The following is a 25,606-nucleotide window of genomic DNA, read 5'->3' as shown; positions in this document are numbered from 1 at the left end:
AGTCATCGTTCTCTTTCGTTTTTAATCCACTATCTGTTGTCGTTCAGTTCATTCGTTTAAGTCTCATTTGAATTGCTGGTTGAATCCTAGGTTTAATCAATCATCATAAATATCGATCATCGCATCGGTCATTTTAAACATTTTTCACAAAATCTTAATTCGTCTGATCATCCAGATTCATTCACATTAAGTTTATCATTTACACCGTTTATGGATTTATTTATTTATTTATTGATCATCTAGATTTGATGTTTATTTATTGTTGGTTTCTTACAAACTTGAATCCATAAGCATGTTAACCCTGAACTCAATTCATCCCTAGCACTTCCTAGACATTGTTGTCCTTGTTATTTTCACGTTGCCTCCCTTCTATATTCTTATCATTTACCATTTATTGTTATTTCATGTGTGATTTCAATATCTATTTTATTCGCTTTGAACTCCATGATCGCCTTATTCCGGAATAATCTACATACCAAATATCACAAAAAAAACCGGCCATATAGGTCGGTTTTTTTCCGGGCAGCATCGAGATCATGCACGTTTTACATAATACTGGAATATATTGTGTTGTTTGACTCATATAATCATCATGATTAGGCCCGTCTCTGCAGGGATAGGATTACCTAAGGTTTTCTAAAGTCTTCTCATGCGGTGGAAAACCCGCGATTCCGTAGACTTTACGTTACAACCACGCCAATTCGCACCCAGTGCAGTCCCCTCCTGATTTACTTCAGATTTGCCGACCATTTCTCAGCACGAGCCTGCAGATCATCCAGAAACTTCTGAATATCCGGTGCGTTTCCGGATGCAGCCTGGCTTATAAATCCGTTAATGGCTGGAGCGATATCGCTCATATAGAACGGATTGGCTTCATCCATGAGCTCCGAGTGGCCAACATCTGCGATTTCGAGTGCTTTCTTCACAAATTTGTCTTCCGGCGTTACGAAATCAGCGTTTTTAAGTGTCGGAGTACTGGAGAAGTTTTCATACATATATTTTTGCGTCATGTAGCTGGTCAAAAACTTTAACACTTCCCATGATGCATCCACATCTTTCGCATTCTTCGCCATGATGAACGGGTCAACCGCAACCCAGCCTTCGCCTTTAGGCCCCATGTTCAGCACAGGCTCAAATCGGTCCAGCAGCTCTTTATTCTGCTTCGATCGGTATTCACTCATCGTAGAGCCGCCGGTGGAATCAAGAGCAATGGCGATATTGTTCTTCTCCAGACCGAAGTTCTCAGCTCCCTGGGCATTCACGAATCCTGCCGGCGGCAGTTGTGCGGCTTCTTTCAGCCATTCCAGCACTTTGACCATCTCCGGTGAATTCAAGTGCCATTTAATGTTCTTGATATCTTTCAGCGATCCTTCCGCTCCTTTGGCGCCATAAGCAAGGGTTAATGCGACAAAGGTGGAACCATTTAATGAATTGCCGCTCCAATACAGACCGAAATTGTCTTCACCGGTTTTCGGGTTTTTGCCGGTCATTTGCTTGGCTTTCTCCAGAATTTCATCCGGTCCTGGCTGTGCCGACAGTGTTTCAACACCCCAGTCTTCAAACAGCTTCTTATCATAAATGGTCATCCGGCGGCCAAGAACGGCAGGAATCCCAAACTGCTTGCTTCCATCGGGCGACTTGGTGCTGTAGGAGTTGTTCATAATGCCTTCCAGATAAATGCTCGGGTCAAACGAAGTATCCTTTTCGATCAAGTCGTCCAGATCACGCAGAAGCCCTTCCTGGTACCATTGCGATGCAAAGGCTCCGCCAGTATACAAGACATCCGCATCGCCGGAGAGCAGCATGGCCGTTTGTTTGGCTTTTACGTTCTCCCAGGGAATTTGATAAACCTCCAGCTTGATGTTCGGATACATTTTTTTGAACGTTTTATCCAAATATTCGTTGAGTCCGATGGTCGGGTTACCTGTCAGCGCATCAATTCCGTTATCCAGCTGCCAACCTGCCAGCGCAACGCGAACCGTTCCTTTCATATCCGATACTTTTTCAATTGTAACGCCGCCTGTTACATCTTTTCCCGAACTGCCTGAACAAGCGGCCAATGTAAACACCAGCACGAATGACAGGATTAGCAGTACAGCTTTTTTCATCACATCAACACCCCCGCATAAATTTAGCTTTATTCTGAATTATTGCTTGATACCGGATAGCGCAATGCTCTCGATAATATAACGCTGCAGGAACATATAAACGACGATAACCGGAATGAGGCTCGTAGTCGTGGCCGCCATAATAATGGATGGCTGTTGATTAATACCGTTGTTATACGTAAACATGGCCAATCCAATCTGGATGGTGTACTTGGCAGCCGATTTCAGGATCAGCAGCGGCCACAGCATATCGTTCCATACGCCTAAGAACAGCAGAATGACCATGGTGGCGATAATGGGCGTGCACAGAGGCAGATAAACCCGGCTGAATACGGTGATTTCCTTGGCGCCATCCAGAACGGCCGCCTCCCTTAGACTGCTGGGTAATTGATCGAAGAAGGCTTTGGCTAAAAAGGTACCGAACGCATAGTTCATGGCCGGCAAATAAAAAGCCAGGTAGTTGTCGACCAGTCCGAGTTTGCTGAACAGCAAATACTGCGGAATCATCGTCATTTCGAACGGAATCATCATCGTGCTTAGCGCCAGCAGCAGGACGAAGTTTGCTCCTTTGAAGCGAAGCTTGGATAAGGCATAACCGGATAATAGTGCAGACAACGAGCTGATGATGATGACCCCTGCACTTACAAGCGTGGAGTTGCCGATATATCTGAACATATTGATGTTGGTGAAGGCGGCTTCATATGTTCGAATCGACGGCTCCTCCGGCCATATTTTCGGTGGGAATGAAATATTTAATCGTGCAGCCCAATCGAAGCTCGTTACCAGCATCCATAAGAATGGCACAATCATGATGAATGAACCTACCAACAGAACCAGCGTTAGGATCAGCTGTTGAAGCGTAATTCGTTTACGGCGCACAGGCTCTTTGGGTAAGGCAGAACTGCTCATAGTTAACCTCCTGTCTTCTGGAATAAGGTTCCCCTACGGGCCCGACGAACGAATCATGGATAATGGCGTTAGTCCAAACTGTCTTTGCGGCGGTTGAGCAGCATGAGGAACACGGTTAGGATGAGTATGATGACGAATAACAGATAGGATACGGCCGTAGCCAGCCCCATCTGCGAAGAGAGAAACGCATTTCGATAAATATACAGCACCACGGTCATCAGGCTTCCCCCCGGATTGCCAGCGGTTCCGCCGATTAACCATACATCCGTAAACCGTTTCATTCCGCCGATGGTTCCCATGATGAGCATGAACACAAAGATTGGACGCAAGTATGGAATCGTAATATACCACCATTTTCGGTAGGTGCCGGCTCCATCCACCTCTGCAGCTTCATACAGATCACGCGGAACGCTCTGCAAACCAGCCAGAAAAATAATGGTGTTATACCCAAGCGCGCCCCATAAACTCATGAGCACGATACTGTAACGGGCCACTTCCGGGTTCGTGAACCACCCGACTGGATCAAGGCCGAACAAACCAATCACAAAGTTGATCAGCCCTTCCTTGGACGGAAAAAACAAGAAGGAGAACAACAAGCTTGTAGCAACGCCTGACACGACATTGGGCAGAAAGTATACCGCTTTGAAAAAATTACGTCCCAGATGCCATTTCAGATTATTAATTAAGCTCGCTAAAACAAATGATAGTGCGATTCCAAGCAGTACAGACCATATCCCCATGACAAACGTATTTGAAAGCGCTTGCCAAAATAAGGAATCTTCTAATGCGTATTGGTAGTTGCTCAGGCCCACCCAGGTGCCGGATAAATTGAGCCCGGATGTCTGATGAAAACTCATAAACAGTGCGGCGAACATAGGATAAATGGCAAACACGATGACTCCGATAATGAGAGGGGCGCTGAATAGATAGCCCATCCAGTCATTGCGCGTAAATCTGAACTTTCGTTTAGCCCATTTTCCATGCTCCGCTGTCCATTTCCCTTCTGGGGTGGATGACAAACCGATCCTCCTCCTTTCGTTAATAACCGGATCCATTCCGGTAATCGGACAAGACGTTCATGTCCATTCTGTAAATGGTTATGTGGACGAATCCGGATTATGTGTTATTCTTTTTTTCACAGACGTGAATGGAAGAACAACACCTTCAGCGATTCCTTATCGGCAGTGTATGCAGCGGCCCGCATCCGGGTGTATGCCTACAACGACCATGTTTCGAATCTCACTGAAAAAAGCACAGCCTCAAATAGGCTGTGCTTTTTTATAATTCAAAAGGCTTATACCTCGATAATGATGGGCAGAATCATCGGCCTTCTCTTTGTCTCGCTGTATATGAATTTCCCGACATGATCTTTCAAGGTCTGCTTGATCAGATTCCATTGGGTGGACCCGGTTTCCGTTAAATCCTTCATGGAAGACATGACGATATCGTGGATTTGACCCATGAATTCCTCCGAATCTTTCACGAAGATGAAACCTCTGGATATGAGCTCAGGCTTCGCTACCATCTGCTTTTCCGTTTTACTGAGCGTGGTTACGATAATAAGCATCCCGTCGGAAGACAGCTGTCTACGGTCTCGCAAAACGATGTTGCCCACGTTCCCGATCATCAATCCGTCCACCAGGCTGTTGCCTGAAGGGATTTTTGGACCTAAGGAGGCCATTCCCTGCTGGATTTGGATCGTGTCGCCATTCTGAATGATGAACACATTCTCATTAGGGATCCCCACGGATTCCGCCAGCTGACGATGCTGATACAGCATTCGGAATTCACCATGAACAGGAATCAAATAATCCGGTTTCATCAAGGTGAGCATTAATTTCAACTCTTCTTGGCTGCCATGCCCGGATACGTGCATCCCTGAAGCAGAACCGGACCCATAGATGACCTGGGCTCCCAGCACATACAAATTATCGATCACATGAGCAAGGTTCCTCTCATTTCCCGGTATGGCCCCTGCAGCTATGATAACGGTATCGCCAGGCAAAATCTCAATATGGGGATGCTTGGAGTTGGCTAATCGTGATAAAGCTGCCATTGGTTCCCCTTGACTCCCCGTGCATAGCACGGCAATTTTGTCCGGTGGATAACGCTCGCTGTCGCCTGCATCAATCAGTAAGTCATCGGGGATATTTAAGTAGCCATGCTCCTTGGATACGGTGACGACATTCACCATGCTGCGGCCGAGCAGAATGAGCTTTCGCCCTGTTTCAGCGGCGGCATCGATGATCTGCTGAACACGGTTCACGTTCGACGCAAACGTAGAGATGAATACCTGCTGTTTTGCCTGTGCGAATGCTTCCAGGATATGTCCGCCAACGAGACGTTCCGAAGGCGTAAATCCCGGTCTCTCGGCGTTTGTGCTTTCGGATAATAACACCTTTACCCCCTGCTTGCCGATATCAGCCATCCGATGCAGATCCGGATATGGTCCCTTCACAGGAGACATGTCAAATTTAAAATCCCCCGTGTGGACAACATTGCCTTCTGGCGTCTGAAAGACGATACCCACGCAGTCCGGAATGCTGTGGCTGGTCGAAAAAAAAGAGGCATGGATGGCGCCCGCTTCAATGGTGGAATTTGCATCAATCGTGTGGAGCTCGGAATCACGCAGAAGGCGATGCTCTTTCAGCTTGATTTTAATCAGCTCAATCGTGAGCTTCGTCCCATACACAGGGATCGGGAGCTGCTTCAGTAAATAAGGTATCCCTCCGATATGGTCCTCATGACCATGGGTGACGATAAGAGCTTTGACTTTATCCGCATGGTCCAGCAAATAGGTGAAGTCAGGCACAATTAAATCGATGCCGGGCAGGTTTTCGTCAGGGAATTTGGAGCCGCAATCAATGACCACGATATCTTGATCGTACTGAATGAAGTACATGTTTTTTCCGATTTCATTAACGCCGCCTAGGGCTGCGACCAGCAGTCTATGTTCAGCTATATTCATAACGATGAAGCCTCCTTCTGTCTATCCACCTAGTCCAATTCTTCGTTGCTGTCGGTTCTCCTATATTATTGAAATTGTCACAAAACTTATGCGCCAAGGTAAACAATGGTTCATTCCGCGAGCGTGGTATGGAAGAACAGCAAAAAAACCCGCCATCTGTAGGCGGGCTATCCTTGAAATGAAGATAAGGTTGAATCCGGGTTTCGTATTAAAAACCGAGCAGGTTTTTAAGCGTAATGAATACGACCGGGATCAACAGCGATGGCGTGAGATTCATGGTTTTGAAATTCCGTATACCCAAAATGTTTAAGCCTGAAGCAAAAATTAAAATGGCGCCAATAATCGATATTTCGGTTAACAGCTCCGTTGTAATAAAGCCAGAGGCTGCGCCGGCCATCACGTACAATAACCCTTGCCAACAAAATGTGGCCACGGCTGATAGAACAATGCCAATGCCGAAGGTTGAAGCCAGTACGATGGACGTCACGCCATCCAGAATGGCATTGGTGAACAGATAGGTATGATTATTATTCAAAGCGCTCTCGATCGGTCCGATAATGGACAATGTTCCCATACAGAACAACAGAATGGCCGTTGTTAATCCTTCAGCCAAATTACCCTTGGTGAACCTCGACACCGCTTTTTTAAATCCCTGCTCCAGGTTCAGCTTCTCCCCGATCAGACCGCCTATGGCAAGACTTATAATGAATAAAACGGGATATTGGCTATCCGGCATATACTTCACGATTGAATTCACACCAAGTGCCATGACGGCCAAACCCATCGCCTGCATCAGGATGTCCTGATAGGTTTCGCTCATCCCCTTCTTAAATACATTTCCAATCGTGCTGCCTACAACAATGGTTGTTACGTTTACAATGGTTCCAATCACAGTCGTTCTCTCCTACTAAATATGTTTTGATACAAAGAATAAACCCTCCAGCAGCTGGAGGGTCAATCGTTTATTTAGCAAGCATTTGAATTTCGGTTACGAATTGAGAGGGATCACCGGTAAGCCCGTAATCAATGTATGTGATCTCCAACGCATCCTCGATCAGGCTGTATCCTTTTTCCTCGATATAATCCAGGAGCATTCTATAATGAGGCGCTGCATCTTCGTGTGTCCCGGCAAACCGAATCGTAATATAAGTGCCTTGGGGCCATATCTTCTCTTCGACCTCAGTGCTGCTGCGCGCACTTTCCTGCTCTACAATGACAAAAATGGAGTCATATTCATCAAATTTACTTTGCATTAAACGATTAATCGAGATCGATAATCCTACTTTGCCAAGGAAAATGGTGGACTTCATTTTGGTGCTGTTCTCCAATAATCGGATCGGCATATCCAGATTGTCGCTTTTATGTATGTTCTGTTTGAGCAAAACCATCACTCTCTCGGGAAACTCGACTTCCCGAATTTTGTAGAGCTCTTCCTTATTCGAGGCATCTTCGATCTGCTCAATTCGGCTTTTGATCTTCGCCCGGATTCTTTGATATTCCTCAATTTTCTCTTCGGTTCTGCGCTGCTGCTCCTTGAGCAGGGTTAGTATATTGTCAATCTCCCGATCATCCAGAAAAAGCTTAATGTCCTTTAAAGGGATGCCAAGCGCCTTGAGATACAGAATGGTATTCAGCTGCTCGAATTGATCGACCGAATAATAACGGTAATTTGTCAGATGATCCACGGTTGCCGGTTTAAATAAATCAATATCGTCGTAATACCGGAGGGTGCGGATATCGATCTGAAAAAGCTTGGATATTTCACCGATCGTAAACATATCATCTCTCCTCTCCTTAACAGCCTATACCCTTCGTTAAATTTGCACAATAAAATGATAGGATATGCAGCAAAATACAACCAACTTCTCATCAGCTATATTACGAAATGCATCATTATACTTCGTGTAAAAAAACAAAAAGACTACCGAACCACCGGCAGTCTTCTAAATAAATCGAGTGCGATTCGCATCCTACTGATGCTTTCTCTGTTTGTTAGGGCCTTTAACCGGCTTGTCGTCAACGCTGACAAAGATCGGATTAGAATAAAACCACAGGTCGATGTAGTTTCGTTTATTAATTTCCGCAAACCGCTGCTCATTGTCTTCGATGTCCGTTTTCGGATCTATGAGTGGGTCGCCATTGCTGGTTTCTCCAGCAACATTCACGCCAAGATTAGTCCCTCTTAAACGGAAGTATTGATCCTTCGTTGCGGTCGTCCGATAAGTGATGACGTTGTATCCATCCCGATCGGTCTTCCAATCCTTGCTCGTAAACCGTTTAACCACTTTCGTCGAATCGTTAGTGCTCCTGCTGTAAGCCGCCGTACCTGGCTGCGCTTTACCTGTTACGTCGCCTGAGATCAAATCGACATGATCTACGGTTACAGGATCACCGTTGTTATTTTTGCTCGGACTTTTGAATCGGATCGTAATTTCAATCGGGTTCCCTTTCTTCACTTGCAGGTTACTCCCCATTTCGGCCTGCTTGTTCCCGTGACGAACGCGATAATCCAGCGCGTTAATTAAATCGCCGTAGACGGAGAACGATTTACCCGAACGCATACCGTTAAGTACGCTTTGCATGTCGTCCCCATTCACCCAAGTGTAATTTTTAGCGTATTGCCCGGGCCAATATCCACTGGAGTACAAACGGTTTTCACTGATCTCAAAATGAGAATCCGAGTTCGCAAAGTTCCAAAATTCGCGTCCTTCGCCAAGCAGCGCATCCCATACGCCGCCAACCTTGGCAATCATGTAATCAGCGCCGCCGTACGTTCTGTTTTCCGGCGTGGTTAAGTTTAGTCCGCCGCGGTCAGGCTCCATCTGATTCCCCGGCATGCCTTCCATTCCGAACACCACGTTTGGCGCAATATTGTTGAAATCCCGGATATCCGCGATGGTGTACACGGTTTTTCTGGAAGGATGGTTGAGCAATGCATAACTGCGGTTTCCATAGCTTTTCTGAAGCCATGCCAGTGCTGCTCGGGCATCTTCGGGAGTCGTATAGGCCCGGCTGTCTTGTTTATTCCAATCGGCTACGTCTTTGGGATCGAACATCGCTTCATCCCGATCGGTGAACAGATACTCGAACTGACGGGCTGCCTTGAGGCTCGATTCTGAACCGTATTTACCTGATATAATACCGATTCCCACATGTTCATATGTAGGCATGTCCCACTCAAAGCCTGAGAAGATAATCTTGTTCTTGTATTTCCCTGCTTCCTGAAGCTGCTGAATCTTGGGAATCTGGTATTGAGCCATTCCCATGGAGAACGGAATAGATTCGCCGGCAAGAGGATTTCCCTCGTCGTCCCGTTTAGAAACTCTAAGATGGTCGGAGACCGCGATCCAATCCAAGCCATATTTCTGGAATCCGTTGTCCAGCAGTTCCTGCAGGGATTGGCTGGCATCATCGGATTGATACGTATGCGAGTGATACTCCCCTGTCATCCATTTGCCGCTTCCTTCCGGCCTAATCCTAGCCCCATCTTCCTTTGCATGAACGATCATGCCTTGCGAAAAAATGGACAAGCTGAGCGCCAAAACCATGATGGTTTTCTTCTTTAGCTGCACTTCATGGCACCTCCAAATTGATATCGTTCGTCAAACTTCTTAAGTGTAAGCCTCCATGATGAAGAGAATGTTATCGTAAATCGTTGATTGTGTAAGAATGAAGCTCCCTATTCAATATGTCTCTATGAAAAAATATCACCCTTGAAACATGAAATACACAAGTTCTACACTTTATTGGTTACATATTTAATATTATGTAAACCTTTTAAAAAGAATGACTACAACCTAACCTCGGCTGCAGTCATTTTCAAAGCTATCCATTTAAGATTACAATCTTTTAGACAAAGTTCGACGCACCAGCTTCACCCTTCCATTCATCCCGGAAGGCAATGCAGTCTTTCCATATAAGTTCTCCAGCGTATTGGCTGCCCGGATGGTAATCCAATTGCTCCCCAACTCAACATATGGCGTGATGTCCCAGTGATAAGGAGGCCACAATCGAATCCCTACCTCCATATCATTCACATATAAAGAAGCTGTCTCCCTTATATCTTCAGCCTCCAGCCATAATTCCTCATCTGGAGCCAAGCTAACTTGGGTCAGATCCACTTGCTGTGAATATTCTCCCGCTCCCGCATAATAAGGATAGCCGGCAGAAGCCCAACAACCAAACATATGTTCCGGACTCGCGTTTAGCCTCATCCGATCTTCTATAACAAAGGGTCCGATCAAAAATGCAGGAAATGAAATGGCCGGCATCGGCTCCAGCAATGAAACCGTCAGAATCTCAAGTTCGTTCTCGCCCGCTAACAAATGCGGCGTGATATCCACGCTAGCATAGTGTTGATCCTGCCAAGTAGAGGGCTGCAGCGCATTCTGTCTTACGCCATTCACGAAGATTTCAAGGTTACGCCGGCGCTGCAGGAAGCCGATATGGGAAGGGATTTTCTGCTCCACATCGTCCAGAATGAGCTCGATCTTCGGTGATGGGTTGTTATTGGATTGATCCGGAAGCCCCCTACCGCTCGGTGATTGCAAGCGTTCGATCAGTTCCTGCGTCATGGTAAACGTTGTACGATACGTGTTCACTTGCCCAGGCATCGTAGCGTTCATCCTGGACTGTCGGTCATTCAGCGTGACCTGCCATTGGTCGAGTAATAAAACATTAGGTTCGAGTGTCTGGAAACGCCATGGATTATCAAGAAGGGTTACATCCTCTGCATCCCGCTTCATATCGAACATTTGTTCCGTTGAACCAATTGTGCTCTCCTCAGGTACAACCGATAGCACTCGCAGCTCCCCAGGTGCATAGGTAAGAACGGAATCGCTGGCTAACCGGCGTATTTTCCCGCTTTCCAAGCCCCATTCTTCGATTCGGTACTTCGCCTCAATGGCATCAAGCTTCATGGAAACGAGATTCTCCGACCAGTTCATCAGCCACACATATACCCGAGTCCCGAACACACGTTCTACACTAATCAAATCCTCATGTTGTCCTTCGATCAACTTCCATCGTAAAACAGGACTTTTCCTTAATAACCCGCTTACACGTTCACACAACGAATCAATCGGATCAACAAGTGGCAAGTTCTCCAGGGAATAAAACAGAGTATACCCCTTGCCGATGGATCGTAATTCATTATGCTGCGGAGTCGAACCAAACAGCGCATGCATATGCTTCGCCAGTTCCGGATCATGATGCAAGCACTCGCTATGCCGCGGTATCGCTCCTACAGCAATGAGAGTACCGCCTTGCTTAACATACGAAACGAGCTGTTCGGCTATGTCCTTCGACATGACCTCAATCTCCGGCATAATCAAAACCGAATATATGTTCGCACACCCGTTAAATCGCACCCCTTCTCCATCCATAAGGCTTGCTTCGCGAAGCTGAGATTCGTCTACATAGTCGTAATCAATGGATCTGCGAAGCATCCGATCCGACAGGAGCGAGAATAGAGCATCGGAAGCGGGATATTTATTCGATTGACCGGATACGAACATATTTTCGTATACCGTATGGATAGGTGACAGCAGAAGAATCTCCGGTGTACGTTTACCGCTCGCGCCAAGCAGACTCAGTCGACCGAGATAGTCGGCAAAAGCACGATAATGCGGCCAGTGAGGCGCATGCTTGAATTCCGTCGGCGGGAAATCGGTCTTCCGATACCCGGCAAACGAGTAATAGAACGCATGCGGGATGAAGAGGTTAACGCCCAGAAATGCCATGAAATTGGCATCCAGTCGCCGCTCTCGCATGGAATAGCCGTGACCGCTTGCGCCAAACGATTCGCAGATCACCCGTTCCTTGCTGTTCAGCTGAGCGACAGAAGCTGCCGTCTTCACCGACACGATCCGATGCGGATTCTCCTTCGTGCCGATTCCGGGCGTTAAATAATCCACGCCAGCGTAGTGAAACTGCTGCAGCACCCGGGTCTGATTGCCTTGCGATCTAGCCTGTCCCCAGACCGGCTCTTCGAGCGTATGACCAATGTAGAGCAGTCCATGCCGCTCACACCATGAACGAATCGCTTGATGATAGCCCTCAACATACCAGCGTGTTATCGTATCATAATACTGCTGCTTCGTTGACCGGCTGCCATCAGCCATGTTATATAACAAGGCGCCTAACCGCGGGATGAGATCATAGCCGTTCTCTTGCCGATATCGCTCCGCCATCCCTTCCGTCCAAGCGAAGACCATGCCCGGCAGGGTAGCGCCTACATCGTGAACTGCCGTCCGGATCGCTTCCACCCCAAAGAAACCATCGTGGATCATTAGCCCGGGTTCGTCGGTGAAAACGCCCTGTATCGTTGTGCCGAAGTATTCCTGCAAGGACTGAAACGGATCATAGGACATTCGGATGAAGGCCTGAACGGCTTCCGGATTCAACGTATCCAAGTAGTACCCATTGGCAAACGTGATCCCTTCCGCGATCTCGCAGGACCAGCAGGCCAGCACGATATAAGGATCCTCCGTAGTCGGCGTCCATTCCCCACCCCATACATGCGTAAGATCCTCCGGTTCATCACAGAGCAGCCATTCCCCGTCCTGCATGGCAGCGCGATAAGCCAGGATGGCAATAAGCTCATTGTGATCATAACGCGCAAAATCCAGCTTCAATCCTTGTTGCTGTGCGTCATGCATATATCTTTGCTCTTCAACCCTTAAGTAACGCATGCGATACTCCGGATGCTGACGTGTTAGTTTGCCGCCCAGCGTTCCGCTTGGCCAATTGTCCTCATCGTACAGCCAGACGACCATATTACGTCTCTTGCACTCCAGGGTGCAGAACTCCAACGCTTCCATAAATGCCGGCGAGAGGTACGTGGTCTGCATCCCATGGCGCGCATGCAGAACAACACCGCCGACACCCGCTTCATACATCGATTGGATCTGGCTTTCCAGCTCCGGCCTCGTGAGCTCATGATTCAGGAACCAGAACGGCTGCGGGCGATACGTGGCATCCGGATTCTCGAATTGCTGCTTCAGTTGCATTAGATCCTTGTGGGCTATTTCTGCCTGAACATTAACGTTATTCAACATGCATCACCTGTCTTATCACAGATTTCATTCAGACCGGGACATAAGCAACTGGATGAAAAAACCACCGACAACGGAGCGATTCTGGAAGTTCATCTGTTTGCCGCTAAGCGTGTCATACCAATCGGTCACCGGAACGCGAGCAGAGGTTTCATTCATGAAATCCCATAAGGGCGCAATCATGGCTTCAAACTGGGATTGCTTGGCACTCATGGAGGCACACCATACCAGCCAATCCGCTTTTGTATACGTATCGCGGCTATCCAGCGGAAGGCCGTAACGATTCTGTTTCAACTTATAATAGTCCAGCTCTTGGGCAGCAACTTCTTTTGGAAACAGGTTTAATTCCAGCAGGCGATCCCACACCAGATTGTATTTCAAACTCCAGGTATCGTTTGCGCTGTCAAACGTAAGCTTATAATGATCACCTGCATCGGCCATGGATATCCACTCATTCGCCATATTCCGAGCGGCTGCAAGATAAGATGCCCCTTCCTGTGAGCCCAGCAGGTCGCACATGTATGAATACGCGGCAATGCCCAAGATCGCTTTAATGGACAAATTCGCATTATGCGCCAAATGTCCGGCAAAATCATCCGTGCACAGCTGATTATCCGGATCGAGTCCATGCTGCAGTAGATATCCCGCCCAAGAAGTAAGAGGTTCCCAGTGCTCCCGGGCAAAATCCGTATTCCCTTCATATTTGCAAACCGCGGCAGCCATTAGGAGCATATTCCCGCATTCTTCGATCGGCATCTGGTATTCCAGCTTGTTCTCGCCATACACCTGCCCGTTGGCTCTGGGGTATGTTCCCACGTCATGAGGCGCAAAATCGAACGGCCAATCAGGGCTCATGGCATACTTATAAATCGGGCGCATCATCCCCTTGACCAGCTCAGGATTGTATCTTAGGAACAATGGAATCGACGGATAACTGACATCGACCGTAGCGATGCATCCGTTGCTGAAATTCTCCTTGGAAAAAAACAGCACATGTCCCGCTTCATCGGCAACCAATTTATGCGCGGCTACCGCCTGTCGATACGTCAAGGCCAGGATATCCCGGTATTTTTCACCGCCTGCGGCAAGGCTCTCCGCCGTCAGCTCGCGATTGAAGCTCTCACATTGCTGCATGATGACTTCATATTGGGCGGCGGATTGTAACAGCATGTCATGGAACGTCAATCCGTTTCGCTTCCAGTAAGCATCCAGCGGCTGGTTAAAATATTCGATGGCATGAATATCATCATACGCAAGCATCAGATACTCAGATACCCATTCATCCCGTACTGGGCCCAGATCGATTTCGGCTGCCATAACGGGGGTATGATTGGATACGGCCCGCGGCTTCTGCTGATCATCTTCCGGGGGTAATTGACCGGTTCGTACATATAACTCACGGCTTGACACAGAATGAATCACCGTCTGGATACGTTCCGTACGGGGAACCGCCAGCACCATATACCCCCAATCGATTCGGGTATCATCTCCGGCAAGCTGAAGAATCGGCTGTTCGACAGTACCCATCGCCATCATATTCAATTGTCCATCGATAACGCGATGCTCCCAGGTCACTTGCTGATCCGGTGTATTTACGCACCATTCGCCTGTAACATCGAAGTAGAGCTTGACATCATGTTCACGCCCATCCATCGAACGAACCTGAACTGTCACATACGTTACGGGCCGGGACAACAGATCAAAATCATTCAGTAATAAAGGCGTGGTGAACTCAACTTGAAGCTCAATGCCTTCCCCTTGGAACGTATAACGGGTAGTTACCGGCTCAACCGTCAAATCGGTTTGTTGAAGAACTTCAAGCTCGGGATGCTCTGCTGAATCCGCTGCTGCTACCCTCCCCATAAATCGTCTGGGCAAGCCATCGATGATCGCAAGGCCGACCATACCTTGGATCTTGTTCGTCCAATGCCGGGTATGATCATCGTAGAGATGATCCGCAGCGGACCATACGCTGAAGTAAGGATCTACGGTGACCAGCGGTACGGATGGAGGTCTGAATTTCGTTGTCATCTGACATCAACTCCTTCATGTCTTGTTTATTCTTGATAATGCCTTCTATATCCTTGTGATGGGGAAACAAAAACCAAGGAGAACAGCAAAAGGCTCCGCCCCCTTGATGGCCAAGGTGCTGCGAAGCCTTTCGTTTTACCGGGCTCCCTTGACGATGGAAGTCATCAGTTCGGCATCTGAACGGTTACCACGTCTTTCCCCTTCAGATTTTCGTTCGTGAACTGCATCGCTTTCTCATATCCGGTTTTACGGAGCTGTTCCCGTAGTTCATTGATAATGCTCATCGCCGCTTCATCCGATTTGGCAAATACCGCTTCCTTCCACGCATCTCCCATTCGATCCATCGATGGCTTCAGCATTTCCCATTCCGGCGCCTTCGTGATAACATCACCCGGGTTATAAGCAGTAATTACGTGAATGCCGTTCGGACGGAGGATTTTGCGAGCGTTCTCCATCGCTTCAAGCCTTTCTTGTTCCGCCCAGATGTCTCCTCCCGCAGCGGAATTGATGCGGTCAAGCCCTGTCAGCGATTCCAGACCGATGCTGATGCCTTCGTTCTTCCGCAGCTTCATGTTGGTGTCCGTGCTGAATTTGTCAAACCATTCCTGATTGGCAACAGGCTTGCCGTCCTTCATGTCCCAATGAACACCCTGCACCCCGTACCGGGCCAGCATAAAGCCTTCATCGGAAGCCATGAAATCCAGGAACTTCAATGCAGCGTCAACGCAAGCGCCTTTGCAGTTCTTCGTGATCGCCGTTACGTTATTTCCCTGAATCCCCAGATCGACGGGCCTGTCCGGCTCAACGTCAGCGCGCTCCAACGGGCCGAGAGGAATGTAGTCGCTGCCCGGATGCGAAGAGACATACTCCTTGGAAGCATCCAGGATGGCCGGATAGTGCGCGGCCAGGATGGCGATGCGGCCTTGATTGATTTTTTCCTTGGCAATCGGGTCTGTCTGGGTGAAGGCTTCAGGATCCATCAACCCCTCTTCAACGAGCTTTCGATAAAACAGCGTGTATTCTTCATAGCCTTTGGTGAAGAAGTTATGTTCAACCGTGCCGTCGCCTTTGTCGACGTAACTCGCTCCGGAATAAAACATGGTGTTGCCGATGCCAACGGCCCAGCCGTTACTGAAACCGCCCAGCGGAAAGACCGGCTGGCCGTTCTCCTGCAGATTGGCATCCTTGATTTTTTTGAGGAAGTTGTAGAAATCCTCCTTCGTCACAACGGATTGCGGATCGACGCCGACTTTCTCGGCGATGTCTTTGCGCACATAGAAACCATAAAGCCAATCCATGCCGTCTTCGTTCGTGGCCGGCTGATTTTGCAGCAGCAAATATTTTTTACCGTCGTAGGCGTCTATCGCTTTCTCATATAATGCCGGCGGCACATTTTCTTCCGCAATTGATTTGGACAAGTTTGGATAATCCTTCAGCTTGTCCGATATATCCACCAATTGTCCCTCTTTGGCAGCCTTAATGATGCCATCCAATTCCCCGCCCCAGGCTGGCCCGGTATAAATGTCCGGCAAATCCTGCGTGGCGAAGATCTGGTTAACCTTCTCCGTCTCACTGCCTTTTGTATATTCCCACTCGAGGGTAACGCCGGTTTTCTCCTTGATGACTTCCTCCACGGGCGTTATGGCATCAGAACCGTTGGAACCATTCCAATTGTGTAGTATTTTGAGTTTGTATGAATTCTCTCCTTCTGCCCCTTCTCCGTTATCTCCGTTCCCTGATGAATTCGTGCAGCTGATCAGCAAACCTCCAACCATGATGGACACGAGCAATGCGGATACGCCTTTCGACCAAATCCTCTTCAAACCAATCGCCTCCTGGAATATGGATATCAATGATCTTTGTAAATCTTTGGACAAATTCCGGGTCAGGATGACCTAACCTTTAACTGAACCGATCATAACCCCCTTTACGAAATATCGCTGCAGGAACGGATAAATGCACAAGATCGGGAAGACCGTAATGACAAGCAAGGCCATCCGGAGCGATTCCGGCGTTGCGCCAACACCGCTGGTTCCGCCAATCGTCTGTCCGCCCTGCTGCGCGGCTCGCTGCATCGAATTCGACAGCGCTTCAGCTTCCGTCAGCATTTCTTGTAAAAGGGTCTGCACCGGTATCAAATCTTTGTTGGATACATAGTAAGCACCCGAGAACCAATCATTCCAATGGGCCACCCCGATGAACAAGGAGATAGTGGCAAGCACCGGCCCCGATAGCGGCAGTATAATCCGCACGAAGATTTGAAAATCGCCGTACCCGTCAATGCGGGCAGACTCCTCCAACTCCTCGGGGATACCTTGCAGGAAGGTTCGGATGATGACGATATGCATGAAATTGAACAGCATCGGCAGCACATACACCCAAAAGCTGTTGATCAGATGCAGCTTTTGCAGCGTGATGAAGAACGGGATGAACCCGGCACTGAAAATCGTCGGCAAAAAGATGTAAAAGGTGAAAAAGGAGCGGCCCGGCAATGTCTTTTTGGAAAGCGCATAAGCCATGAGCGTACACAGCACAACATGCAGGAATGTACCCAGCACGGTGCGCATGAGCGTAATTTGGTACGCCTTCCAGATGCGGGCGTTATCGAATACCTGGGCGTAGTTCTCCAGCGTGAATTTACGGGGCAAAAAATAGATCGCCCCCATCATCGAATCCTTCCCGTCGTTAAGGGAATACGCCAAAATGTAAATAAACGGATAGATCATCGAAAATCCGATGATGGCGAGAACGGTGTAATTGAACATCGAGAAAAAAGACCATTTACGTTTCATTACGTCACCTCCTTAGAACAGGGATACATCACTGACTTTACGGGCGATGCGATTGACGGTCAGAACCAGGATGAGCCCGATAATGCTTTGGAATAGGCCGACCGCAGCGGCGTAACTGAGACGCCCTTCCCGGATACCGGAATTGATGGCGTGCACGTCCAGCACGCTGCCCATACTGGCAGTCGCAGGACCATTCAAGAGAAGGAGCTGTTCATACCCGGCGCTCATCAGATTTCCCACGGCGAGAATAAATAAGATGATGGCCACATTGCGGATACCAGGAAGTGTCACATGCCACATCTGCTTGAAGCGTCCTGCGCCATCGATCTTGGCAGCTTCGTACAGCTGCTGATCGATACCCGCAATGGCGGCCATGAAGATTATCGAATTCCAGCCGATGTTCTTCCAGATATCGGACCCGACAATCATCTGATAGAACCAGGTAGGATTGTTCAGGAACTGGATCGATTCGACCCCAAACGATCCCAGCAAGTCATTGACCGGACCGCCATATGGAGTCAGTAAACGCTGCATCAGCGTGACAACCACGATCCAGGATACGAAATAAGGTAAATAAGAAAGCGTTTGAATCGTCTTCTTGAATTTCATCTTCCGAACTTCATTCAATAGGAGCGCAAGAATGATCGGCATCGGAAATCCGATCAACAGCTTCATAAGACTGATGATGACCGTGTTGCGAATGATGTCACCGGACTGATAGTAATTGAAGAATTGTTCAAAGTACTTGAACCCTGCCCAGGGACTCCCGGTGAAGCCGCCAACGAAGGTATAGTCTCGGAAAGCAACTTGAATTCCGTATAAGGGCACGTAAGAGAATAGAAAAAACCAGACGATGCCTGGCAGCATGAACAAGTAAAAGAGCTTGTGCTGCCAGATTCGTTTCATGAATCGGTTGTTGGTTAATCGTGACTTGCTCACATTCCCACCTCTCCTTTCAGTGGGGCGGACGCGCCGCCCCGGGTTATCCTAGCGGTAATCTCAAACGCAGCGTAATGATTTCAAATGGCGTAAAGGATAGCGTAATTTTGTTGGATGCTTCGCCAAGCGGCAGCGCTGCAAGGATGTTTTCCATCAGATCCGTAGTCCAGGCTTCGGCCGCTTCAAATCCACAATGAAGTGTCGTGCTGGCATGTGTTCCCGATGTTTCATACAGACGAACCACGATGTCGTCGCCATCCTCGGCTTTCTTGACGGATTCCACCATAATGTTCGGATGATCCGGCCGCAGAAATGCTTGGGAAGACGGAAGCTTTCCTGTCGCTTGGTCAGGCACGGAAGGCAAGGATATCGCCCGAAGCGGGATATTCAGCTCATTGCCTCGTCGATAGATTTCGGCTTGAACATGGTTCCCTTGATGCGGATATAACGAATATGTGAATCGGTGCTCCGCACGGTCTGCATCCGGATCCGGATAAGAGCTGCTGCGAAGCAAATGCAGATCCAGCACGTTATGGATCGCCCGATGGCCGTATTTGCAATCATTGAGCAGCGCGACCCCATAATCCGGCTCCGATAAATCAATCCATTGATGGGCGCAAATCTCGTCCTTCGCAAAATCCCACATCGTATTGCGGTGGGTCGGCCTGCTCAAGCTGCCGAACTGGATCTCGCAATGAACCTGATCCGTACGTATATTGACCGGGAACGAGGTTCTTAGCATCTTGCCGTTCTCTCTCCAATCGACGGACGTCTCGAAATCGATACGCTGGCTGCCCTCCGTCAGCACAACGGTCTGCGTCAGCGCAGATTCGCCATATGCGTATTCGAAGACCAGCCCGATTCGCGGGCCGTCCCGCAGCTTCTGTATCGCGAGGAGGTTTAACGGCTTGCCCGGATTCGCCGAATAGTCATGACGGAAATCCCATGCATCCCCCTCGTCATGGTACACGCGAAGATCGTTACCCGAGTGGCCTTGCTGGATGACTTCGCGAGCTTCCGCCTTATCCAGGATCGATAGAATGCCCCCGTTTTGATCAAACTTCACGATCAGTTTGTCGTTCTCCAGGCTTCGCTCGGAAACTGTAACGTCTAATTCCGCTTCCGGTGTTTCCAAAAGCATTTCAATGCCTGAGGCTACTTCATCTTCAGCTCCGGTATCGGCGTCATTCGATATGACGGTGTAGCCCATCGATGGAACCACAACGTGATGCCATCTTCCTTTCGCGCGCAGCCACTCCCGGCGTTCCCAAGGCAGCGAATTAAATACGACCGTTCCGGGAGAAGCTTTGGCATCGTGTGAAATGTGATCTGCCAGATAGCGATAGGTCTCGGCAATCATAGCTTCCGTGTTTGATAGCAGCTCTTCATAACGTTCTAACGACTCATCATACACCCGCTTAATGGAAGAGCCCGGAAGAATGTCGTGGAATTGATACAGCAGAACTTCTTTCCAGATCGTCTCCAGCGTCTCGGACGGGTATGTCCTGCCTAACCGGGCTGCCAGCACGGAAGCAAACTCCAGCTCACGCAGCGCTTTCTCCATCTTCCGGTTGTACCGCTTGCTTCGCGCCTGACTGGTCAGGGTGCCTTGATGCTTTTCCAGATAAAGCTCACCGCGCCACGTCTGGAATGAATCGCGTTCTTCGTTCAATCGCTCAAAGAACTTCCACGAGGGCTCCTGAATGACAGGGGATAGACCAAGCAGGTTCTTCTCGCGTGCAAGCCGCTCCAAATGCTCTTCACCAGGACCGCCGCCGCCGTCCCCGATGCCGAAGAGCATCAGGGCATGACTGGATACATTTTTATCTAAATATTCCCGCTCCGCTTTGGCGATGGAACGCGGGGCTGCCGGGCTGTTGTACGTATCTTCAGGCGGCATATGCGTTAATACGGCGGAGCCGTCAATCCCTTCCCATAGAAAGGAATGGTGAGGGTGCCGGTTATATTCGCTCCAGGAAAGCTTCTGGGTCATCATGTAATCCACGCCCGACTTCTTGAGCAGCTGTGGCAGGCTAGCGGAGTAACCGAAAACATCCGGCATCCAGAGCGATTTCATCTCCAAACCGAATTCCTGCTGAAAATACCGCTTGCCATACAGGATCTGGCGCACCAGAGATTCGCCGCCCGGCACATTGGTATCCGACTCCACCCACATGGCCCCCTGCGGTTCCCATCTGCCTTCGCGTACCCGCTCCTTGATCTGTTCATATAACGCGGGATAATGCTGTTTCATCCAGTCGTACAGCTGGGGCTGGCTTGCGCCGAATACATACTCCGGATAGCGTTCCATCATGCGAAGCGCGGTCGAGAACGTCCTGGCGCCTTTCCGGATCGTTTCGCGGATGGGCCACAGCCAGGCCAAATCGATATGCGCATGACCCACCGCGCTGATCGTTAAGACCGGATCGCCTCCCTGCAAGCTTAATTGTTTATCCAATTGCTTCTTCGCTTGTTTGACCTGCTCCGGCGAGAATTCCGTTAACTTCAGTGATACGTCATAGAGGGCCTGATAGATTTTCTCTTTGCGCGCGGTTCCGGCAGGGAGCTGCTCGGCAGCTTCCAAGAGGACTTCGACATCGTAATATAGGCCTCGAATGTCTTCCCGGCAGACTGCGATGACAGCCTCTTTCAAAGAGCCTCCCTGGTATTTGCCGAAGAGATCGTTATTGCCTGCATCTGCCCATACTTCAATGTCAGATCCGCTCATGTACATCTCATGAAGCCGGACAACACGCTTGCCGGGGAGTCCTAATGAAAAATCGAATTCCGAATTCACGGTAGTCAATCCCTGGACCGGAGATCCTTCCCGGTCCACCAGACACAACTCGCCGTTAATGTCCAGTAAAAGGACGTGGTCTTCCTTACAGCTATTTTCCGGAAGGCTGCCGGTAAATCGGAACCAGGCACAGTCCCACAGGTTGCCCCATCGTTCTCCGTGGACAAGCGTCATTGGCGCACCCGTCATTCGATCCATGAACGATACGGGCTCGGGCGTAACCCATGCCTTCACTTCCAACTCGGCAACCGGCTCATATATCGCTTCCCGAAGCTGGTTTAACATTTGTTTTAACCGTTCCGGCCTTATCGGTTCGTATGGCATGATGATTTGCTCCTCTCTAGTGCGTCAATCGGCTGCAGAGTCAGATATGAACTTCGCTTTCCTTGCTGTCCAATCCACCTGGATCTCTGCATGGTTCACGCTGCCATGTTCATACTGCAGCAGCACGGTTTGCGACTTCGGATCCCACTCCCATTCAGCAGGTACGGCTTGATCCTGAATAACGTACTGTACAGATTTCGGCTCCATTTGGCAATACAATCTCGCGCTTGCCTGCAGATTGGACGGCCCTCTCGCGATGAATCGGAAGCCTGATTCCGTCTGGACAAGATCCTCGATTCGGGAGGAAGCGGCAATGACGGACACCTTGCCGTCCGAAGGACGTCCGGCCTCAACATCATAGAGCAGCACCTGTTTCCCGGGGCTTAACGTAACCTGATCCAGAACGGATAGCTTCGAATCGAACAAGTCCACAATCGGGCCCGAGATATTCAACGGCTCAGCGGAGATCGATTCCTCCAGAACCGAAGCGATCAGATAAGGGCCTCTCTTGAGCTTGAAATAATGTTTGGAATTCCACGGTCGTTCTGCGCCATGATGTGCTTCCAGCGTGGATTGGACGGCTTGCCGCAGCCGGTCTGCCCCCGCTTTGGATAGGGTGAGTTCAGCCGGATGCTGATCCAACCAGCACACGATGCCTTTTCCTACCGGATGGACGCCTTCCGCTTTCCCCTTCAGGCCAAGCTGCTCAAACAGATGCTCCCGCGGCGAGTTATACTTCGAGCCAAACGGTTGATCCTTGCGGTCATTGTTCCACCATGAACGAATACCGTGATATGGATCGCTGTCATCGCCAACATAGATCAACGCCCCGCCATCCTGCACCCACTGGGCAAGAGCATTATGAATGTCCGGATACTCCGGTTTGATGAACTCATAGCTCAGAACCAGCACGCGGTATGGAGCCAAATAACCCGGATACCGCCTTACATTATCCAGCTGAAGCGGACGAACCGGGATTCCATGTTTCAGCAGCGGCAGTGACAGACCGTAGAAAGGGGAAAAATCGAGAAGCTCGGTGTCCCCTTCCGCCTGAAATCCTTCAGGGTCCGTACCGTCGTATTTACCGGCATCGGGCGCTTCCGGATCCGGCTTCATCCGCTGAAACATCGCGGAGTCGGCAATAAGAACGCCAACCTGCAACTCATCTTCTGCCGATTCGATCACTTCCTGGTCCATGTTACCCAGCGTGTGCATGACCTGGAGCAGCGTCGTTGCATAGTCAGACGGGATGGACTCCTTACCCGAGCCGTCTTCAGATGGATAAGTTCCCTTAAAGATTCTTCGCGGCCAGGGTGAAACTTCGTAATGGGCCACTCCGGGATGCAGCAGTGAGGCGACCACGGTCTTTAAGTAGTTCTGTTTGTAATCCGCCCAAGTGTGGTTCGGGTTATCTTCAATCGGATCATGCAAGAACCACATGCGTCTGTCGGTTCCGCGGACCAGCTCCTGCATCACGCCATATTCAAGGTAAGCAGTTTCAAACGTCCGTTCCTTGCGCAGTCCTTCATACACATTCGGCGTTCGGGACGTCCCCGTCCAGATCTGTGCAATGTACCCGTCAATGGACGGAAGCTCAACGAGCCCGGATTGCGGGCTGACAATTCGCCACTGCGTGTAATTGATCAGGGAATGAGTCGGAACGTAAAAGCGAAGGACTCGGCCATAACGATGCAGCGCGTAATCCTTCATCTCTGCACATAACCGGTCCAGCACGCGTGTATATAAATACGCTTTCAATTTGGAAGCCCGGTATTGTGCGTCTGGGGAAACGTGCGGTGGAATCCATGGCTCTTTGTAATACAGCAGCCATTCTCGCTTAAATGCTTCCGAATAACCGCCATTTACCCAGAATTCGGGCTCCTCCAGATGAATGGCCTCTACGCCCGCATCAACCGCAATGCGTATTCGATCCGCTAGATAGCGCCCAAAGGAAATCGTTGGCACCATGTAAGGAATAACCGGTTGTTTGCCATGCAGGATCATCTCTCCGTGACGATCGGTCTGTGCTTCATCCCAATGTGATAAGCCGTCAACCTCCCCGTCCAGGTAGTTGTTGTATGTCCCCCATGCGACTCCTGTCATCAGATGGACGATATATCCTTTGTCCTTCCATTTCTGAATGCGCTCCGGCATCGTTTTATCAATTCCGTAGACCATCACAAAGTCAGTCTGAAGATCATAGTCGGGATGATAAGGGGCCGATTCCTGAAAACCGGTTCGTTCTTCTCTGCGGTCTCTTGGCACGTTCTAAACCTCCCTGCTCTGGTTAGATGCACTCTTGCTTCTTGGGTATCCATCATTTTCTAGAATATAATATATAATATTAATATATTCAATATGTTTTTTAGTGAGAAATAAAAAAAGCCCTCTCCGTTAGTTAACGGAAAAGGCTTTTCCTTAGCGTAAGTATTACGTTTGTGGAACATGACCCGACGTTTGGCGAATGACCAGCTCCGGCTCAATCAGCAATTTGCTGTAGCTCTTCACTTCTCCATGACCGCGCAATACTTCGAGCAGTTTACCGGCAGCCTGGTATCCCATATCCCATTCAAACTGTTTGACATGGGTAAATATGCTGAATTCCTCCACGATAGAAGTCGGATCGTCGAAGCTGACGATCGAAACGTCTTCGGGCACGCGAAGTCCCGCTTGCTTGGCCATCTGATAGATTTGGACGCCCAATCTCCCGTTTAGCGAGATATAGGCGGTAACCATGCGATTTCGGATATATCGGTACAATGGATGAGCTTCGGCATCCTTGAGCACACTCAGCGGTTTGAAATCCGTAATCATATGCGCCGGATTGATTAATGCGCCCTTGTCCTTTAATGCATCAATATAGCCTTCGATCCGCTCCTGAACCGTGACGGTTTGCAGGGGAGAATCCGAGCATATGGCGATGTCCCGATGTCCTAACTCCCATAGATGTTCAACGGCGAGCCTCGTACCGCGCCTTCCATCAGCCGCAATATAATGCGTCTCGACCCCTGGCAAATACCGGTCAATCAGCACAAAAGGAAACCCGGATAGCTTCATACCCAGTATTTCCTCGTTGTAGTTCTCTTCGTCTACCGGGAAAATCAACAGGCCTTCGGCTCCGAGAGCCTTCAGCTCTTTGATGGCATCCTTTTCTTTTTCCAGCTTGCCGTCGGTCAGCATGATCATGCTGCGATAACCTTCGTCATTCAGCGCAGCTTGGATTCCCTCAATGAGCCTGATGGCGAAATAATCATGGATGGTGGGCATGATCACGCCTATGATGCCCGTAGCCAGCTTCCCCTCTTTTCCCTTAAGCTTCGCAGTTGATGACTGGCCCGCAGTTAAGAAATCGGCCTCCTCTGCTACAAAACTGCCTTTGCCCGGCACCCGGGCAATTAATTTCTCATTCGCTAATCCGGTTAGGGCATTGGCAACCGTTATTTTACTGACATGAAACTGATCCATCAGCTCCTTCTCTGTCGGAATGCGGTCCCCAGGCTTCATATTTTCTGTTGTTATGACGTGCCTTATATAGTCCTGGATTTGCTGATACAACGGAATTCGATCGTTTGCACTCATTCTAATCACATCACCAATTCATTCATGATATTTGAAATATATAATATATCCTTACACATACAAGCGCAATAAACAAGCATGAGTCGATCACCAGACTATAACGA

15 protein-coding genes are annotated in these 25,606 nt (G+C 49.2%); all 15 read right to left on the bottom strand.

What is annotated here, in order from left to right:
* Positions 1-728 precede the first annotated feature (728 nt).
* The 15 genes from MKX98_RS15690 to MKX98_RS15620 all read right to left on the bottom strand — a co-directional run bounded on the left by MKX98_RS15690 (position 729) and on the right by MKX98_RS15620 (position 25,502).
* Positions 729-2,108 (bottom strand): extracellular solute-binding protein, encoded by a 1,380-nt coding sequence (locus MKX98_RS15690; RefSeq protein ID WP_339224021.1) that lies wholly within the window; start codon positions 2,106-2,108, stop codon positions 729-731.
* Positions 2,109-2,147: 39 nt separating this feature from the next.
* The gene (locus MKX98_RS15685) at positions 2,148-3,017 is read right to left on the bottom strand and encodes a carbohydrate ABC transporter permease (RefSeq protein ID WP_071220686.1); all 870 of its coding nucleotides are present in this window, start codon (positions 3,015-3,017) and stop codon (positions 2,148-2,150) included.
* Between the two features lie 68 nt (positions 3,018-3,085).
* Complete coding sequence (locus MKX98_RS15680; protein ID WP_216531627.1) at positions 3,086-4,036, bottom strand: sugar ABC transporter permease; 951 nt, start codon at positions 4,034-4,036, stop codon at positions 3,086-3,088.
* A gap of 275 nt (positions 4,037-4,311) precedes the next feature.
* Positions 4,312-5,985, bottom strand: coding sequence for a ribonuclease J (locus tag MKX98_RS15675; protein WP_339224018.1), 1,674 nt, complete (start codon positions 5,983-5,985; stop codon positions 4,312-4,314).
* 208 nt (positions 5,986-6,193) lie between these two features.
* Complete coding sequence (locus MKX98_RS15670; protein ID WP_339224016.1) at positions 6,194-6,877, bottom strand: DUF554 domain-containing protein; 684 nt, start codon at positions 6,875-6,877, stop codon at positions 6,194-6,196.
* 70 nt (positions 6,878-6,947) lie between these two features.
* A complete protein-coding gene (locus tag MKX98_RS15665) occupies positions 6,948-7,763 on the bottom strand; it encodes a MerR family transcriptional regulator (RefSeq protein ID WP_339224014.1) in 816 nt (271 codons plus the stop codon).
* A gap of 192 nt (positions 7,764-7,955) precedes the next feature.
* On the bottom strand, positions 7,956-9,557 hold the full coding sequence (locus tag MKX98_RS15660) for an S-layer protein (RefSeq protein WP_339224013.1): 1,602 nt from the start codon (positions 9,555-9,557) through the stop codon (positions 7,956-7,958).
* Positions 9,558-9,824: 267 nt separating this feature from the next.
* A complete protein-coding gene (locus MKX98_RS15655) occupies positions 9,825-13,043 on the bottom strand; it encodes a glycosyl hydrolase (RefSeq protein WP_339224012.1) in 3,219 nt (1,072 codons plus the stop codon).
* A 24-nt stretch (positions 13,044-13,067) separates the two neighbouring features.
* Entirely contained in the window at positions 13,068-15,071 is a 2,004-nt protein-coding gene (locus tag MKX98_RS15650; RefSeq protein WP_339224011.1) for a DUF4965 domain-containing protein, read from the bottom strand.
* A gap of 164 nt (positions 15,072-15,235) precedes the next feature.
* Complete coding sequence (locus MKX98_RS15645; protein WP_194542580.1) at positions 15,236-16,894, bottom strand: extracellular solute-binding protein; 1,659 nt, start codon at positions 16,892-16,894, stop codon at positions 15,236-15,238.
* A gap of 72 nt (positions 16,895-16,966) precedes the next feature.
* On the bottom strand, positions 16,967-17,863 hold the full coding sequence (locus MKX98_RS15640; protein WP_339224010.1) for a carbohydrate ABC transporter permease: 897 nt from the start codon (positions 17,861-17,863) through the stop codon (positions 16,967-16,969).
* Between the two features lie 12 nt (positions 17,864-17,875).
* On the bottom strand, positions 17,876-18,802 hold the full coding sequence (locus tag MKX98_RS15635) for an ABC transporter permease subunit (RefSeq protein WP_113059944.1): 927 nt from the start codon (positions 18,800-18,802) through the stop codon (positions 17,876-17,878).
* 43 nt (positions 18,803-18,845) lie between these two features.
* Positions 18,846-21,923 (bottom strand): glycoside hydrolase family 38 C-terminal domain-containing protein, encoded by a 3,078-nt coding sequence (locus MKX98_RS15630; protein WP_339224008.1) that lies wholly within the window; start codon positions 21,921-21,923, stop codon positions 18,846-18,848.
* A 24-nt stretch (positions 21,924-21,947) separates the two neighbouring features.
* Entirely contained in the window at positions 21,948-24,188 is a 2,241-nt protein-coding gene (locus tag MKX98_RS15625; protein WP_339224005.1) for a hypothetical protein, read from the bottom strand.
* A 165-nt stretch (positions 24,189-24,353) separates the two neighbouring features.
* On the bottom strand, positions 24,354-25,502 hold the full coding sequence (locus MKX98_RS15620; protein WP_194542577.1) for a GntR family transcriptional regulator: 1,149 nt from the start codon (positions 25,500-25,502) through the stop codon (positions 24,354-24,356).
* Positions 25,503-25,606: the final 104 nt, after the last annotated feature.

It is taken from the genome of Paenibacillus sp. FSL W7-1332 (genome assembly GCF_037969785.1).
Classification (GTDB): domain Bacteria; phylum Bacillota; class Bacilli; order Paenibacillales; family Paenibacillaceae; genus Paenibacillus_AQ.
This window is presented reverse-complemented; position numbering and strand designations above follow the sequence as displayed.